General features: G+C 69.8%; 13 protein-coding genes. 3 read left to right on the top strand and 10 right to left on the bottom strand.

The window, feature by feature from the left end; genetic code table 11:
* Positions 1–345: 345 nt before the first annotated feature.
* Complete coding sequence (locus IEX05_RS07990; protein ID WP_229661196.1) at positions 346–1893, bottom strand: carboxylesterase/lipase family protein; 1548 nt, start codon at positions 1891–1893, stop codon at positions 346–348.
* 3 nt (positions 1894–1896) lie between these two features.
* Here IEX05_RS07990 and IEX05_RS07985 point away from each other — a divergent pair, with 3 nt between their 5' ends.
* Positions 1897–3210: an MFS transporter gene (locus tag IEX05_RS07985; RefSeq protein ID WP_188700862.1), complete on the top strand. Its 1314-nt coding sequence runs from the start codon at positions 1897–1899 to the stop codon at positions 3208–3210.
* A 45-nt stretch (positions 3211–3255) separates the two neighbouring features.
* Positions 3256–3969 carry a GTP pyrophosphokinase gene (locus IEX05_RS07980; RefSeq protein ID WP_188700861.1) on the top strand — a complete coding sequence of 238 codons (714 nt, stop codon included), beginning with the start codon at positions 3256–3258 and terminating at the stop codon, positions 3967–3969.
* Between the two features lie 122 nt (positions 3970–4091).
* Here IEX05_RS07980 and IEX05_RS07975 read toward each other — a convergent pair whose 3' ends face one another.
* Complete coding sequence (locus IEX05_RS07975) at positions 4092–5990, bottom strand: alpha-L-rhamnosidase-related protein (protein WP_188700860.1); 1899 nt, start codon at positions 5988–5990, stop codon at positions 4092–4094.
* The gene (locus tag IEX05_RS07970; protein WP_188700859.1) at positions 5987–7261 is read right to left on the bottom strand and encodes an MFS transporter; all 1275 of its coding nucleotides are present in this window, start codon (positions 7259–7261) and stop codon (positions 5987–5989) included. The genes IEX05_RS07975 and IEX05_RS07970 overlap by 4 nt, the downstream gene beginning before the upstream one ends.
* 140 nt (positions 7262–7401) lie before the next feature.
* On the opposite strand from IEX05_RS07970, the gene IEX05_RS07965 reads away from it, so the two are divergent.
* Positions 7402–8409, top strand: coding sequence for a LacI family DNA-binding transcriptional regulator (locus IEX05_RS07965; protein WP_188700858.1), 1008 nt, complete (start codon positions 7402–7404; stop codon positions 8407–8409).
* A 10-nt stretch (positions 8410–8419) separates the two neighbouring features.
* On the opposite strand, the gene IEX05_RS07960 is transcribed toward IEX05_RS07965, so the two are convergent.
* From IEX05_RS07960 to IEX05_RS07930, 7 genes are all read right to left on the bottom strand, one after another.
* Entirely contained in the window at positions 8420–9424 is a 1005-nt protein-coding gene (locus IEX05_RS07960; protein WP_188700857.1) for a DNA glycosylase AlkZ-like family protein, read from the bottom strand.
* A gap of 15 nt (positions 9425–9439) precedes the next feature.
* Positions 9440–9724 carry a hypothetical protein gene (locus IEX05_RS07955; RefSeq protein WP_188700856.1) on the bottom strand — a complete coding sequence of 95 codons (285 nt, stop codon included), beginning with the start codon at positions 9722–9724 and terminating at the stop codon, positions 9440–9442.
* Between the two features lie 142 nt (positions 9725–9866).
* Entirely contained in the window at positions 9867–11759 is a 1893-nt protein-coding gene (locus IEX05_RS07950; RefSeq protein WP_188700855.1) for a YhgE/Pip domain-containing protein, read from the bottom strand.
* Between the two features lie 114 nt (positions 11760–11873).
* The gene (locus IEX05_RS07945; RefSeq protein WP_188700854.1) at positions 11874–12473 is read right to left on the bottom strand and encodes a hypothetical protein; all 600 of its coding nucleotides are present in this window, start codon (positions 12471–12473) and stop codon (positions 11874–11876) included.
* Positions 12470–13090 (bottom strand): TetR/AcrR family transcriptional regulator, encoded by a 621-nt coding sequence (locus tag IEX05_RS07940; RefSeq protein ID WP_188700853.1) that lies wholly within the window; start codon positions 13088–13090, stop codon positions 12470–12472. Before IEX05_RS07940 ends, IEX05_RS07945 begins: the two co-directional genes overlap by 4 nt.
* Positions 13091–13127: 37 nt before the next feature.
* Positions 13128–14336 carry an MFS transporter gene (locus IEX05_RS07935; protein WP_188700852.1) on the bottom strand — a complete coding sequence of 403 codons (1209 nt, stop codon included), beginning with the start codon at positions 14334–14336 and terminating at the stop codon, positions 13128–13130.
* Positions 14337–14387: 51 nt separating this feature from the next.
* Positions 14388–16844, bottom strand: a complete 2457-nt coding sequence (locus tag IEX05_RS07930) for a LuxR C-terminal-related transcriptional regulator (RefSeq protein ID WP_188700851.1) — start codon at positions 16842–16844, stop codon at positions 14388–14390.
* Positions 16845–17110 lie beyond the last annotated feature (266 nt).

Below are 17110 nucleotides of genomic sequence, written 5' to 3'. Positions count from 1 at the left end.
GAATCCGTCGGGCCGTCCCGATGCGCTCCAGTGGAAGGCGAGTTGAGCCGGAAGTCGGCCCAGCCAGGAGAGGCCGGTTATCGCAACTGCTCCTGCAGGAAGAACGAGCGAGACAGCAGCCAAGACGGTCCATACACCAGAGCGACGCCCGCGCTCTGACAGAGGCACCTCATGGGTAGAGATCCTGGCGTCCTTCATGCCTCCAATGTAGGAATCGGCTCGTCGACGTCGCTTCCCCCGCAAGGGGGATTTGCGACCGATGCAGGACTCGAACGCGCGTGGCGTTGAGTCAGAGCCGATCTTTCCGCGCGCGGACGGGCGTCTCGCGTTGCCGGCACGGCACCCCTAACCGAGGGTCCGCGCGTCGGCGTAGGCGTCGTCGAGGCTCGTCGGCGGGGTGTCGAACACGGCCGCGGCGGGCCACGTTGCGCGCCGGAGCGCGTGGGTCGTGATGAATTCGACGGCGGATCCATGGATCTCGTCGGCCAGCTCCTGCGGGGGATCCTCGCCCGCCACCCGCGCCACACCGGGCGCGCGCAGCACGTCAAAGAAGAAGGGAACATCGAGGCAGTGCAGCGCCCACCCGCTGACGGGCGATGGCCACGCGAAGCGGTATCCCCAGGTGTTCGCGGCGCGGCGCGCGTCGCCGACGCGGCGCACGTGGCGGCGGAATCCCATGTCGGTCGCGTACTGACCGAGGAGCCGCGCCGCGCCGCCCGTGCGCGGGTACCCGGCGCGCCAGGCGTGTGCCCGTTCGCCGCGGAAGCCGATCAGCGCCAGCGCGAGGCTCGCGGGCACCCAGCGGAGAAGGCGGGCGTACGGATCGAGGACCATCGTGAACTCGTCGTCGGTGGATCCGATCACGAGCGGGATCGCGGATCCGGATCCGGCGCGGATCGCCGAGATCGTCGGGCGGTCGATCAGCTCGCCGTCGATCGTCGGGCCGATGCGCAGGCCGCCCGCGACGGACTGGCGGATCCCCGCGAGGCTCCGCGACCCCGCCACGAGCGGCTTCTGCGCGCGGCCGAGCTCCCGCGGCGGAACGGATCCGAGCCCCTCGGCGGTGTTCTCCACGCCGAGGGCGGCCGCGAGCGCCTCCGAGAGGGCGAGCGCCGCGTGCCGGTCGACGAGCGACAGCGTCGGCGACATGCACCACGCGGCGTGGAAGAGATCGTGCGTCTCCGGGATCCCGAGCAGCGTGAGCACCGCGCCGCCGCCGGCCGACTGCCCGGCGATCGTGACGCGATCCGGATCCCCACCGAAGGCGGCGATGTTCTCGCGCACCCACTCGAGGGCAGCGATCCAGTCGCGCACGCCGCGGTTCTGCTCGGATCCGGGCACCCACCCGAAACCCGGGAACGCGAGGCGGTACGAGAGCGTCACGGTGACGACGCCGTCGCGCGCGAAGGAGGCACCGTCGTACCAGGGGCTCGCGATGGACCCGGCGGCGTACGCACCGCCGTGGATGTAGACGAGCACGGGCAGTTTCGCGGCCGGATCCGGCGACGGCGTGAAGACGTTCACGTTCAGGGGCGAGTCGCCGGGGACGCTCGGCTCGGGGATCAGCGTAACCCCTGTGCGGCCGCGCTGCGGCGTCGCGCCCTGGTGCACGGCGTCGCGCACGCCATCCCATCGCTCGTGCGGCCGCGGGGCGCGGAACGCGAGCGCGCCGACGGGCGGGGCGGCATATGGGGTCCCGGTGAAGGTCGCGCAGGATCCGCGCCAGAAACCGCGGACGGATCCGCGGGTCGTGCGCACGACGGGCGGCGTTCGATCGGACGCGGGGGAATTGCGCTCATCGATGAGCGGGATGCCCTGCACCTCGCGGGGCGGAAGCTGCGCCATGGCGTCAGAATACTTGTTGGCAGCGGGGTCGGCGCCGGTTACGCTCACCTCATGCGCACCTTCGCCGCGCTCCTGGCCAACACGGCCGTCGCGAACATCTCGACGATGTTCATGTGGTTCGGGCTCACGTTCTGGATCTACCTCGAGACCCGCAACGTGCTCTCCACGGCGCTCATCGGTGCCGCGCTGATGATCTTCATCGCGCTGTCGAGCATGTTCTTCGGGACCCTCATCGACCGCTTCCGGAAAAAGCCCGTCATGGTGTGGGGCACGGGCATCGCGCTTGCCGTCTTCATCGCCGATGCGCTGTTCTTCTTCGCGATGGGGGAGGACGCGATCTCCGACCTGTCGCGGCCGTGGTTCTGGATCTTCGCCGTCGTCATGCTCGCGGGCGCCGTCGTCGAGCAGCTGCGCGGCATCGCGATGTCGACCGCCGTGACGCTGCTGGTGCCCGAGGAGAAGCACGCCAACGCGAACGGGGCGGTGGGCGCTGTCGATGGCGTCTCGATGCTCGTGACGAGCGTGTTCTCGGGCCTCGCGGTCGGGTACCTGGGGATGGGATGGACCCTCGTCATCGGCGTGACGGCCGTGGCTCTCGCCTTCGCGCACCTGCTGACGCTGCGGATCGACGAGCCCGAGGTGGTCGGATCCGGCGAGGCGCCGACCGGGTGGGTCGACATTCGCGGCGGGTGGCGCGCGGTGCGGGCAGCGGAGGGGCTGCTCTTCCTCGTCATCTTCACCACGCTGAACAACTTCGTCGGCGGGGTCTTCATGGCGCTGATGGATCCGTACGGGCTCGAGCTCATGACGGTGCAGCAGTGGGGGTTCGCCTTCGCCTTCGCGTCGACGGGATTCATCGTGGGCGGCATCGTGGTCTCGCGCACGGGGCTCGGCGCGAACCCGACCCGCACCATGCTCGTGCTGGGGGCGGCGACGGGTGCCGTCGGCATGGTCTTCGCGCTGCGCGAGTCGTTGTGGCTCTACATCATCGGGATCTGGGTGTACATGGCGCTCGTCCCCGCGATCGAGGCGGCGGAGCAGACCGTGATCCAGAAGGTCGTGCCGTACCGCCAGCAGGGGCGGGTGTTCGGCTTCGCGAAGACCATAGAGGCCGCCGCCGCACCCGTGACCTCGCTCGCGATCGGCCCGATCGCTGAGTTCCTGGTGATCCCGCGCCTGCGCACCCCGGAGGGGCAGGCGCAGTGGTCCTGGCTGCTCGGCGAGGGCGACGCCCGCGGTATTGCACTGATCTTTGTCGGCGCGGGGCTCGTCACCGTGATCCTCGGCCTCGGCGCCCTCCTGCTCCCGCAGTACCGCGTCATCTCGCGGCAGTACGCGCGCGCCGACTCCTCACCCGACGCATAGCACCTGCATAGCTCCGGCGTTCGCAGACCCCGTAAGGTCAATGGCATGCACGAGGTACACGTCGACGACAGCATCATTCGGCTCGCGCGAGGCCTGCGCGACGAGATGCAGCAGTTCCTCAACGAATATCGCTTCGGTATGCGCGAGGTCGAGACGAAGCTCGAGATCCTGCGCGACGACTTCGAGCACCAGCACTCTCACAACCCGATCGAGCACCTGTCGAGCCGGCTGAAGAGCATGGACTCGCTGCTCGAGAAGATCCAGCGCCGCGGCGTGGAGCCGTCGTTCGATGCGATCCGCCGCGAGATCACCGACATCGCGGGCGTGCGGGTGACCTGCAGCTTTGTCAGCGACGCCTACCGGCTCTTCGAGCTGCTGATCGGGCAGGACGACATCGGGGTCATCGCCGTGAAGGACTACATCGCGCAGCCCAAGGGCAACGGGTACAAGAGCCTGCACGCGATCATCACCGTGCCGGTGTTCCTGCCGCGCGGCAAGGTGCGCGTGCCCGTCGAGGTGCAGTTCCGCACGATCGCGATGGATTTCTGGGCGAGTCTCGAGCACAAGATCTACTACAAGTACGACAAGCAGGTGCCGCAGGAACTGGTCGACGAGCTGAGCGCCGCCGCGAGCACCGCGAGCGATCTCGACGAGCGGATGGAACGCCTGCACCGCCAGATTCGCGGATCCGAGAACCCGCCGCCTCCCGCGCCTCCGATGCGCGAGATCGCGGCCTCGAACGCGACGCACGACGCGTAACGGCGGCGGCGTCGCCCGCGCGGGGCGTCGCCGCGCGGGTCGCGCGGAGCCGCGAGATCGCACCCATTTCGGTGCGACCTCGGCAAAAGGGTGAGATCTCGCGGGAGGGGCCGCCGCCGTGCTCAGCGACGAACCGTCATCCCGTCCGGCGCGTCGATGCGCACGCCGTCGGCGTTCGCTTCGATCGTGAGGTCGCCGAGCGGGGTCGGGATCACGGCGGCGGCCCAGTCGAGCTCGCCGAGCCTCGGACGCACGCGCACCTCGCGCCAGCCGTCGGTGAGCGGCTCGACGCCGAGGATCGCCATCGGCAGGAGGAACGCGGGCGCCGAGGCCCAGCCGTGGCACAGGCTCTTGCCGAACGGGCGGCCGTACATCTCCCAGGGGGAGGCGTCCGAGACGCCCTCCTCCCAGAAGGTGGCGGCGCCGAGGTCGAGCATGGGCTGCCAGCGTTCGCGCACCCCGGTGACGACGTCGGCGGATCCGCCCGTCGCGGCGAGGGCCAGCAGGCCGAAGCCGGCCATGAACGGGGTGCCCATGAGGCGGGCGTCGTCGAGCGCATAGCCGCTCGCGTATGCGTCGTCTCCGCGGGCAATGTCGCCGAGCACCGCAAAGGCGTCGGCGTACGAGCAGGCGACGGCGCCGCCATCAAGGTTCTTGTTCCAGCGGCGGCGCGCCGGATCCCAGGCGCGTGCGATGAGCGTCGCGCGGATACTGTCGGCGAGCGCATCCCAGCGCGGTTCTCCCGTCAGCTCGGCGACCGAGCGCAGCGCCCAGTGCCACAGCATCTGGAGGGCGGTGGGCATCAGCCCCTCGTCGACCGTCATGCCCCAGTCGATAAAGATCGCGCCCGCCGAGGAGTCCGCGAAGTCGCTCTCGAACGAACGCGGGCGGAACACCCCGTCGTCGTCGCATATCTCCGCGAGACCGCGCACGATCTCCTCTGCCGTGGCGGTCAGGCGCGGGGAATCGACGCCGTGGAAGCGGCGCAACTGCCGCGCAGCGACGACCCACCACAGGCTGTAGTCGCTGATGCCGTTGGCGTAGCCCTCGCCGGGGCGACCCAGCGCGTCGAGCCCGTCGACGAGGATTCCTGCGTCGCCGAACGCGTAGGCGTTGGAGAGCAGCGCGAGGGCCTGATCGCCCACCCAGGGCATGCGATCGCGCTTGATGCCGTCGAGGGTGAGGCGCTGCATACTCGCTCGCAGCGTGTAGGCGCTCGTAGCCCAGATGCGGTCGAGGCGCGGGTCCGAGCTGACGAAGGCGCCGCGCCGCGGGGCGGGGCGCACCTGCGCCTCGACATATGCCTCGAGCGGCATGTGGTCGATGCGCAGGTAGCGGAAGCCGAGGGGGTGTGCGGTGGTCCAGCGCCCGTCGGGACGTCGGACGACGTCGTGTCGCGACTCGTGCTCGTCGTCCGATAAGGCCTCCGCGCGGGACTCGCCGGTGCGCACGACGGGCTCCGCGTCGCTGTTGATCACGGGTCGGCCCAGCACGGGCACGCCGGTGTCGAAGAGCTCGCCGTCGTGCGTCAGTGACACGCGCTGTACCGGCTCGCCGCTGGTGTGCGGGGCGGTGTCGGCCGATCCGTCCCGCACGTCCGCCGGCTCGCCGTCGGCGAACCAGGCGGCCGGTCCCTCGATGACCGCGAGAGTCGCGGCCTCGCCCGGATCGGCGGTGACGGTGACGACGATCTCGCGCGCGCCCGCGCGCGGGCTGATGCGCCCCGCGGCCGGCTGCGGGGCGCCGTCGATCTCGATGGCTGCGGATCCGCGGGCGGCGATCTCGACGGATCCGCCGTCGAGCGCCGCCGAGAAGCGCACGCGCGCACGCGGAGCCGCGAAGTTCGTCGCGTAGTGCACGTTGCGGTTCGCGGCGAAGCCCTCGCGCACGAGGCGCGCGATCACGGCGCTCGCGAAGTCGCCGGGCGCGTAGAGCCAGCGCGTCCCGCCCGCGGGCGCCGCATCCGCGAGGATGTCGGGGCCCGCGGCGCGCGAGAGTTCGCGGATCCGCTCGGGCGTCATCGGCTCTCGCGCTCCAGACCCGTGCGGCCCTCGGCCTTCGGCAGCCGGGGAATCCAGAAGAAGCCGATCGAGACGGCGACGACCGTGGTGCCGACGAGGATGATGAACAGAACGCGCGGGCCGAGGTCGATGAGGCCCGTCGTGATGAGCGCCATGCCCGCGGCGACGAGGCGGGTGAAGGCGATCATGATGCCCTGCGCGGTGCCGCGGTAGAGCGTCGGGAACAGCTCCTGCGACCACACCTTGAAGATCGGTTCTCCGGCCATCGGGCCGCCGAGCGCCGTCATGAACGACAGGGCGATCATTGTGGCGAGCGAGACGCCGAGGGCAGCGGGCACGCCGTACGCGAAGATCGTGATGAGCGCGCCCACGCCGAAGACGAGCATGCGATAGCGGGTCGAGATGAACTTCACGACGAAGTACATGGCGACGAGGTTGAACGCGTACGAGGCGAGGGAGATCGTCGACGCCGTGCTGACGTCCGAGCCCGCGACGTTGACGTAGAGGTACGTGTTGAACTGGCCGAGCGTGTTGGCGGTGATGTTGCCGATCGCGAAGAACAGGCCGAGCGCGATGAGGGGCAGGAGGTACTTGCTCCGGAAGAGGTCGCGGATCGAGGCCTCCTGCGTGTGCTCGCTCGGGGCGGCGGCGATCGCACCCGTGCGGACGTCGTGCGCGTGCTGCCACTCGCTCGACTCGGGCAGGCGCGTGCGCAGGACCAGCACGATGACGGCGACGACGAGCAGCACGCCGTAGAGCCAGCGCGCACCGGCGGAGCCCATGTTGCCGACGAAGATCCCCATGAAGGTGGGCACCAGGATGCCCGCGACCCACAGGACGTGGGTGAAGCTGACCATGCGGCCGCGCTGGTCCGCGGGCGCCGTTTCGGCGATCATCGCGAGCGAGACGGGCAGATCGGCGCCCGCCGCGAGGCCCACGAGGATGAGGCCCACGTAGAGCATCCACGGGTCGATCGCGACCGTGAGGAACGCGGCGCCGACGATGTAGAGCAGCATCGTCACCGTGAACACGCGTCGGCGGCCGAAGCGGTCGCCCAGGCGTCCGCCGACGAACGCGCCGATCGCGATCATGACCGTGAGGAGCGCCGAGAGGCGCGAGATGTCGGCGCCCGCGAGGGCGAAGTCGTCCTGGTAGAGGACGAGGGCGGTTCCGGTCGCGACGATCGCTCCGGCGTCGAGGAACGACGCCATTCCGGCGATCACGGCAACCCACCACGGGTTGGTGGTCTTCTTCGTTGAGACAGCGCTCACGGGCTCTCCTTTGAGGCACAGTGCTTATGAGGCAGAACGCCACACGAAAGTGTGTTGCGTTCTACACGAGATGTTGTAGAACGTAACACACATTCGGCTCGGCTAATCTGGACGAGTCTCAGCGAGGAACGGGAGGGCGCATGAGCACACCGAGCTCGCGGGTGACCCTCCGCGACGTTGCCCGCGCGTCCGGGGTCTCGCCCGCCGCCGTGTCGAAGGTCGTTCGCGGCGCCTACGGTGTGAGCGAGCAGATGCGCCAGCGCGTCAACGCCGCGATCGAAGAGCTCGGGTACCGGCCCAGCATCGCCGCCCGGGCGATGCGCGGATCCAGCTCGACGATCGGCGTCGAGCTCGCGAGCCTCGGAAACCCCTTCTTCGCGCCCGTTCTCGACGCCGTGATGTCGGTCGTCGACGACTCGCGCTATCAGGTGATGGTTGCGCCCTCGCAGTCGCCGGAGCGGGAGGGACAGCGCTCGCTTGAAACGCTCTCCGACCACAACGTCGCGGGCGTGATCGCCGTGTCGCCCGTCATCGACCAGGCGTGGCTCGAGGAGTACGCCCGGGCGATGCCGCTCGTGATCCTCGGGCGCGACCTGGCCTCCGACGCCTTCGACGTCGTCTCGGGCGATGACGCCGACGGCACCCGTCAGGTGATGGCGCACCTCTTCGAGCGCGGCCACCGCCGCATCGCGCACCTCACCCGCTCCGAGCAGGTCACGGATCCCGCCTCCGGCAGCCCGCACGCGCGGCGCCTCGCGGGATACCTCCGCGCGATGGACGTCGCGGGGCTCGAGGCCCGCGTGTCCCGCAGCGGCCCGCGGGAGGAGGACGCCTTCGCCGTCGGCGTCGACCTGCTCCGCGGGGGTGAGCGCCCGACCGCCGTCTTCGCCGCGAACGACGCGCTCGCGTTCGGCATGCTCCGCGCCGTCGACCACCTCGGGCTCACCACCCGCGACGTGGCGGTCGTCGGTTACGACGACGTTCCCCTCGCACGCCAGCCCGGCGTCTCCCTCACGAGCGTCAACCAGAACGGCGAGCAGATGGGCCGCCGCGCCGCCGAGCTCCTGCTCTCGCGCCTCGACGGCCGCACGGATCCGGTGCGCGAGGTCGTGCCGGTCAGGCTCGAGGCGCGCGGCTCGACCGCCTGAGCGAGTCCCGTCAGGCGTGCGGCCAGTCTCCGACGGCGCGCTCGATGCGCTTCCTCGTCGCCGCCGTGACCTTCTCGACGAGCTCGAACGTCGCCTCGCGGCGGCTCCTCGTGCGGTGCTGCCACGTGCCCACCGTCACCCCGTCCACGAGCACGGCGGGGCGGAACACGCCGTTGTTGCCGGGGACGAGCGCCTTCTGCACCGCGCTCGACGCCGTGAAATCGCGTTTCTCGTAACCGAGGATCCACTCGTCGAAGCCGGGCAGGAGCGTCACCCCGGTGTCGCCCGGATCCGCCAGCTCGCCCGCAACCCACGCGCGCTCGCCCTCGACGCTCACCTCGGTGAGCCCATCGAGCGCGCGCCGGATCGCCGTCTTCGGCAGCTTCAGCCACCACGCGAGGTCGTTCTCGGTGACGGGCCCCCGCGCGGCGACCAGCCCGCGGACGATCGCGGGCAGCGGATCCGGATCCGCCGCCGCCGCGACGGTCTCCGTCAGCAGCTGCTCGTCGCCGCGGAAGGCACCCCAGTGCCACGCGCCCGCGACCGCGTGGTGGAAGATGAGGTGATAGCCGCGCCCGCCCGACGGATCCAGCCCGGCCGCGGTCCACGCGGCGAGCACCTCCGCGCGCGTCGCGGCGCGCGGCGCGATCTCGAGCGCACGCGCGAGCGTGGCGTCGTCGAGCCCCAGTTGGGCGCGGCGGGTGGCCGTCGACCGGTGGATCCGCTCGGCCGTAAGCGAGAGGAGGTTCGCCAGGTGGCGTGGCGTCGTCGCGAACAGCGTGCCGCGCGCGGGCCAGGACCTCACGATCTCGCCGCGCTCGAAGGCCGCCTTGACGTCGTCGATCGTGGTGCCTGGCGCCGAGCGAATCGCGATCGCCCTCATCACGGCGGGCAGATCCTGGCCCTGCAGCGCGACGGCGCGGTCGACGACCTGCGCGGGCGTGAGCTCGGATCCGCCGAGCAACTGGCTCGCCCAGCGCGCGCGCCGCGCCTCGGCGATCGTGAGGTTCTGCATGGGGACAGCGTAGGGCTAGCCGAGGCCCGCGTGCGCCGCCCAGCGGTGCGAGGCCTCGGTCGCGGCCTCGGTGATCAGCGCGTCGATCTCGGCGCTGCGGCGCACGGCGAAGGAGACGTACGCGCCGCGCCCACCCGCGACGGGCCTGCCGTACGCCTTGGCCGCGAGGGATCCGTCGGCGAGCAGGCGCACCGTGATGGACTGCAGCTCGAACTCCTCGCCGCGCCGCTCGTCGCGCCACCGCAGATGCTCGGGAATCGAGACGTTGAAGGCGAGTGCGTTGATGTCGATGTCAGACATGCTTCGAGCGTACGGGGGCGTGTCCCAGTTGGTGCGGGAATGGCGGTGCTATTCCCGCGTTAAGTGGGACACGGGCACAGGGCATGTCCCACTTAATGCGCGTATCCCGCCCCCATACCCGCACTAGGTGGGACACGCCCTCTCAGCCGAGCAGGGAGGGGCGGAGGTCGCGCATGGTGCGGGTCCTGGTCATGCGCGTGATCGCGAGGTAAGCGACGCCGAGGGCGATCACGAGCCAACAGCCGAGGAAGAGCACGTCGTGCCAGACCCGCGACATGTCGCCGCCGTACATGAGCTGGCGCAGCGCGTCGACGGCATAGCTCATCGGCAGAGCCTCGTGAAGCGTACGGAGCGGCGTCGGCAGCGTCTGGTACGGGAAGGTGCCGCCGGCCGAGACGAGTTGCAGCACCATGAGCACGAGCCCGAGGAACTGCCCGACGCTCCCGAGCAGCACGTTGAGCGTCAGGATGATCGCGGCGAAGGTCACCGAGGTGAGCGCCATCATCCCGATCATTCCCGCCGGGTGCGTGATCTGGTATCCGAGCGCGAACGCCACGATGAGGAACACCGCGCCCATCTGCAGCACGCCGAGCGCCGCGGGGGTGGCCCACGCACCGAGCGTGATCGGCAGCGGCCTCCGCAGCGCGGTGACGGCGCGCTGCGAGTACGGCTTGACGATGAGGAACAGCGCGTAGATGCCGATCCAGGCCGCGAGACTGATGAAGAACGGCGCCATCCCCGCGCCGTAAGACGAGGCCGCGGAGGTCGCGCCCGACTCGACCGACACCGGATCCGACATCATCTTCGCGGCCGTCTGCCGCTCGCTCTCCGACTGGTCGGGGATCTCCTGGACGGCGTTCGCGAGCGAGGTCGCGAGCTCCGCGGATCCGTCCTTCAGGTCTCCGAGGCCGTCCGCGAGCTCTGCGGATCCGTCGGCGAGCTGGTGGACGCCGTCGTTCAGCGACGACGCCCCGCTCGCCGCGGAGGCCACGCCGCTCGCGAGCGCGGGCATGTTGTCGGAGAGCTGCTGGGCGCCGTCGGCGACCTGACGGGATCCGTCGGCGAGCTGCGCGACCGCGCCGGCCGCGGCCTGCACGTCGTCGTTCGCCTGACGAATGTCGTTGCCCGCGGGCGCGATGAGCTGCACGATGGGCTCGATCTGTTCCTCGGGCACGCCGATCTCTGCGAGGCGATCGCGCACGTCCTGGTCGCTCGGGAGCTTCGCGACGGCGTCAGCGATGCGCTGGGCCGCCGGAGCGACCTGGGCGTTCAGTTGCTGGTTGCCGTCGGCGACCTGACGGGCACCGGTGGCGAGCTCGCTCACCTTTCCCGGCAGCGGCTCGACCGACGAGTTCAGGGTGTTGAGCCCCGTGAGCAGCTGCTCGGATCCGCTGGCGGCTTCGCCGGCACCGCTCGCGAGCGTGTCGGCGCCGTCCTTCGCGGTCGCGGATCCATCGGCGAGCTGCTGCGCGCCGTCGGCGGCGTCGGCGAGGCCGGAGCGGATGGTCGCGACGGAGTCGAGGAGTGTCATGGCCGCGGTCTCGCCGACCTCCTGCGTGAGCGAGTCGCGCACCGTGTCGGTGACGGTGTCGGCGATCGTCCCGGCGAGGTAACTGTTGGCGTCGTTGGTGGTGAGCTCGACGACGGCCTTCGTCGGGTCGTCGTCGGCGATCGAGGTGAGGGCGGACGAGAAGTCGGGCCCGAAGCGCACGATGAAGTCGTATTCGCCCGCCGCGAGCCCCGATTCGGCCTCCTTCAGGCTGGTCTCGTGCCAGTCGAGCGTGCCGTCGTCGATCAGGTCGTCGCGCACCTGCTCGCCGTAGTTGACGTCTTCGCCGTCCTGCGTGGCGCCGGCGTCGTCGACGACGAGCGCTGCGGGCACGCTGTCGAGGTTGCCATACGGGTCGTCATTGCCCCACAGGTACAGCCCCGCGTAGAGCAGGGGCACGAGCATGAGCGCGACGAGGGCGAGGATCTGCATCGGCGAGCCGGTCAGGCGCTTGAGCTCGGTGCGGACGAGGGTGAGGAACGTCATGTGAGTGCTTCCCGGTGTGGTTGCGTCACGAATATCGGAGAAATCACGAAACTCGGAGCGATGCGCGGAATCCTTCCGATTCTCGTGACATCTCCGAGTTCTGTGCGGTGCGGCTTAGCCCGCGGCGTCGACCGCCGCGGCGGAGGCGAGGACGATCACCGTGTAGCCGCGGGCGGCCCAGGCGTGCGCCGTGTCGTACCAGGCGGCGGTGTCGCCGCCGTGGCGATCGGGCGTGGCGATGACGAGGATGTCGACATCGGGGTGGGCCGCGGCCGTGCGCGTAAGCACGCGAATCCGCGCCGCGGCCGGTACCTCGCCGATCGGTGTCGAGGCGAGGTCGGAGAGGTTCTCGTCCGCGAGCAGCTTGCGCGTTGCGCGGCGCGGCGCGCGTAGCCCCGCGAAGACGAGCTCCTCGGTGACGACGGACGCGAGCGGGAGCGAATCGGCCGGTGCGCTCGTGTCGGGGGCGTCGACGATCGCGACCCGCTTGCGCAGGCCCTTCGGATCCTCGCGCCCGTCGAGCTCGACGACGCCGGCCTTCGGAGTCATGCGCCCCGCGAGCATGAGCGCGAGGAAGTCGGCGCGTTGCCCGCCCTCGACGGCGACGAGCGTCACCTCGCCCGCCCTCGCCTCGACGTCGGTGGCCGAAAGGGGCCCGACGGTGATGCCGCGGGCGGCGAGCGTGGGGACGGTCGGGAGCTTCTCGGTGGTCACGCGACTCCTCCCGTGGGGGAGCCGAGGGCGTCGACGACGTCTCGCGAGGCGCGCCAGTCGAGACCCGCGATGCCGAGTGCGCTGACGGCGAGCATGCGCTGCGCGTCGTCGTCGAGTCCGCGGGCGACGGCCACGTCGAGCATGCCGAGCGCGGTGCGCTCGATGAGCAGGGAGGTGAGGGCGGGATCCTGATCCCGCCGGAAGGATCCGCGCGCGGCGCCGCTCTCGACCGCCTCGAGGAGCGCGCGGCGCACGGGCGCGATCGCCTCCCCGACGAGCTTCTCGAGCGGCCCGTGCACGAGCATTTGCACGACGAGCTTGATATCGGCGATGGACTGCCAGATCGCGGTGGCGAGCATGGCAATCCGCGTGGCGGGGTCGTCGTGGCGGATCCCCTCGACCGCGCGCGAGATCTCGGCAGCCCCGCGCTCGAGGAGCTCCGCGAGGAGCGCCTCGCGCGACCGAAAGTGGCCGTACACGGCGCGGCGGGTGAGCCCCGCGGACGTGGCGATCGCGTCGATCGAGGCCTGCGGATCCTGTCGGAGGAGTTCGGCGGCCGCGTCGAGGATCGCCTGCCGGTTGGCGACCGCATCGCGTCGCCGCGTCGATGTGGTCATGAGGAGAGTCTATATAGTTTGCACACCTGCGTGCAAACTATATAGCTGAGACGAGCGATCGGCTTCTCCGGGGACGGGAAATGGGGATCGCGGCCGCGCAGAGCGCGATCGGGATCGTGAGGAGGAGGTACATCGCGCCATAGCCGTCGGTCTGCCAGGGGATGATTCCGGGCATAACGAGCGCGCCGGCGAGAAGGGGGGCGATGGCCGGGGCCAGCGTGTTCGCGGCGTTGAGTACGCCGAGTCCGAGGCCGGAATCCGCAGCTGGCAAAGCGCTTTGCGCGAGCGATCGCGAGGCGGTGAACCCTGTGCCGATCGCACAGCCCGCGATGAACGTGGCGACGAGGAACACGGTGGGCGTCGGGGCGAGGCCCCGCGCGGCGGTGCCGAGTGCCAGTGCGCCGAGCCCGATTCCGAGCAGCACGCGCGGGGCGATCACGCGGAGGCGGGTGAGCGAGATGGCGCAGGAGCCGCCGACGATCCCGACAGCACCGAGCAGCGTTGCGATGGAGACCAGCCGAACCGCTGCGGACGTGCCCAGATGCCACCGGTCCGTGAAGAGATAGAGCGCGAAGATCAGGCCGGCCGCGAGTTCGAGGGCGATGACGAACCGTGCAGCGACGGCGAGCCCGAACGCGGATGTCGCGATGGTGCGAATCGGCACGTGCAACCGACTGCGGCGCGTCGCCGATGCGCTCTCGCCGGGGAGGCGCGACGCGATAAGGGGGATCGCGACGAGCGCTGCTGCTGGTACGGCGAGTACCATCAGAGAGCGGTGGTTGGCGAAGACAGCGGCGGCCGCGAGTCCGGGCAGCGCGCCGAGCACAGTGACGGCGGAGAGTACACCGGCCGCACGGGTTCGGTCGGCGGGTGCGAGTTGCGCCGAGACAAGGCCGTTGATTGCGCCGAAGCACATGTTGTAACCCACTTGCGCGGAGATCCAGGCAACCGTGAGCATACCGATGCAGGGAGCCCAGAGGAGTGCGGTACAGCCAGCAAATCCACCGGCCGCGCCCGCGACGAGAAGCGTCCGGCGCCGCCTCGTGGCGTCGGCTAGCCAACCGAAGAGGGGGTTGGCGACAAGCGCGGCGATGGATCCGGCGGAGATGATCGCCGCGAGAGTTCCGGCCTCGTCGCCGTTCGGGAGGAGCCGCCGCACATCGATCGACAGCCCGACGACGGCGGGCGCGGTGAGCGACGCGAGCACCAAGGCCTGGGCGAGGGCGAGGATCAGGATGCGCTTCATAGGTCGGGCGCGGGGCCTTCCATTCGTTTGGTCGGGGCAGAAGCGGTGCCGTCAGATCAGGCCGAAGTGTCGCGCCTTCTCGAGAACCTCTTCGGCGGATCCCGCATCGAGCTTCTTGTAGAGCGAACGGCGCTGGCTCTTCACGGTGTTCACCGAGACTGAGTTGTTCTCGGCCGTCTCGGCGAGTGTGAACCCCCGATTGAGGTCGTGGAGGACGACGAGCTCCTTCTGCGTCAAGCGCGGATGTGCGGAGGTCCAGCGGAACAGGACTGGAAGATCCGCGATCTCACTGATCAGCGCTGGCGGCGTATCCGGATCATCGAGTAGCGCCGCACGGTCCTCGGCCGACATCATTGCGAAGGGTGCTCTCAACCCTGTGCGCATCGCGAGGGCGGTCGCGTGCTGACGGTGCCGCGCCGCGCTCGGTTGGTTGCTGAGCTTCGTCGTTGCTGTCGCTGCTGCGAGATGCAGGTCGAGCTGTTCGCGCGGCGCGAGCTCGGCTGCGATGAGCGCATCGTCCGCCGTCTGTAGCGCCTGGGAGAACTGCTCCTGAAGGATCAGCAGTCGTGTCCGCGCGGCGGCGAGCGTCGGCGAGTTCCTCCGCGACGAGAGGAGCTTCTGCGCGTCGCCGATCCGGCCGGCGCCGAGCAGCAGCTCGGCCTTCTTCGCCGTGAGCCGTCCCGACAGGTGCGCGCTGGCGCCGGAGCGATGCCGCTGTTCGCGGTGACGGATGGCGAACGTTTGAAGTGCTGCGAGAGCGTCGTCGCGATGCCACACGCCATCCACGTGCATGAGCAGCAGCAGCGGCCAGTTCTCTGTCGATCTCCAGTGCTTCTCCGTTGGGGCAAGCGCATCCGCGACGCGATCGGGCTCATGCTCCTCGAGGAACAGCTGCGCCTCGGCGAGATGCAGCGGGATCGCGTAGAAGCTCTCGAGGAAGGGGAGGGGAAGTGCTTGTGCTCTGAACTCGCGGAGCGCCTCGCGCGCCTGATCGACGTATCCCTGCGATGCGAGCAGTTGGATCTCGAGCGCGTCTCCGTAGAAGTGGTGGCTCCTCGTGCGGGGCGCGCGCAGCGGGCGCCTGCGCAGTGTCTCGTACGCCGCCCCTGTCTGACCTAGGTATAGCTCGGTGACTGCCGTCTCCGTGAGGAAGAGGTCCTCCGTGTGGTCGAGTTCCGGCGTCGTGGACGAAACCGATTCGAACAGGTGCCTGAAGCGTCGCAGGGCCGCGGGGACCATCTCGTACCGTCCGGCGAGGCGAAGGCCGATCGTGATGATTCCCTGCGTCCACACATGATCCGGCGAGGTGGTTCCGCGGCGCAGTAGGCGATCTCGTTCGACCGTCGCGATCGCCGCGCCGAGCTTGCTCACAGCGCTCGCCGTGTGGCCCTGGATGTAGTCCGCAAGGGCCGCCAGCAGGCCGATGAGCGGTTCGCTTTTGAGCGTCGAACGAGGAACAGCCCGCAGACAGGCAGGATCGGCGCTGATCGCGGCGGCGACTTCGTTGAAATCCCTATTCGTGATCTCACGCAGGAGATCCCAGCGCTGTGCGCCGATCGCCGTCGTGAACGCCTCGTGGAAATGGCCGTGTTCGAGATACCACTCGGCGAGGGCGGCCTCGGCACGACGCTGCCGCGAGGCGCCGAACTGCGCCAGCAGGCGTTGTCGGATCAGCGGCTGGAACGTGAATGAGCGCTCTCCGCCGTTCTGGCTCCACCATCCGAGTCCTCGCCGTTCCGCGTCGTCGAGAATGCCGCTGTCGGCTGGTGCGACTCTGAGCGCATTTGCTTGCGCGGAAACGAAAGTTTCTGGGACAGCTGCAGCGAGAAGGTACCCGAATTCCTCCCGCTCGGACAGATCACCAACGAGCGCGTGCTGCACATCCGCGATGCTCTCGTAAAGGTCGTTCCACTCATGCACGCCGACGCGTGCGGCCTTCTCGAGCACGAGTCGCGTCGCGCGCGGCCATCCGTTCGTCGTGCGATGCAGCGATTCGACGGCTGCCTCGTCGAGGTCTACCCCGAGTAGGGAAGCGAGTTCTACCGCCTCAGAGGCGTCGAACGAGAGGTCGTTGTGATTGACGACGGGCACGACAAGGCCCGGGCGCGCCAGGGGGTTCGAGATGGGGGAACGGGTCGTCACCACGAGGCGCAATCTCGAATCCTGCGCGACGCGCGCGAGAAGAATCTGCGCTGTGTCTGCATCGAGGTCGTCGAACCGGTCGACGACCACGGTGAGCGGACCGTGGGAATGCAGCACTGTATCGAGCCAGCTGGCGACGCGTAGGTCGTTAACCGGCACGCCGGCGACCGGAGGAACGTCGGGGTGCGTCGCGCGCATCTCCTGCTCGAACGTACGCCAAAAGGCCGCGGAGTCCTCCGTGAGCGCGATGGTCCACACCGTGGCCTCATCCGTTGTGCGGGCCCATTCGGCGACGAGCTCGGTCTTACCGTAGCCGCCTGGTGCGCACACGAGGCGCACCGGAGCGTCTGCGGCTTCGTCGAGCATGCGGGCCAGGTGTGCTCGGGCAACATGACGATAAGCGCGACGGGGCGGGCGGGCGTGCCGGAGACGAGCCGTCGCGTCCGCGCTAGGTGACGTCACAGCCGCTCCTCACAAGCAGTCGCCATCGTCATGCTCTCCATCCTCCACAATACTCGGTGTCTGCGGGAGGAGCATAGCCCTTCCCGCCAGTACCGGCATTCCGGGCCAAAGCACGCCGGCTGACAGGCCCATCCTGCCGTGGCTTCGGCTGGTAGGCCACGCAAGGGGGG

It is taken from the genome of Microbacterium nanhaiense (assembly GCF_014646015.1).
Lineage (GTDB): Bacteria > Actinomycetota > Actinomycetes > Actinomycetales > Microbacteriaceae > Microbacterium > Microbacterium nanhaiense.
This window is presented reverse-complemented; position numbering and strand designations above follow the sequence as displayed.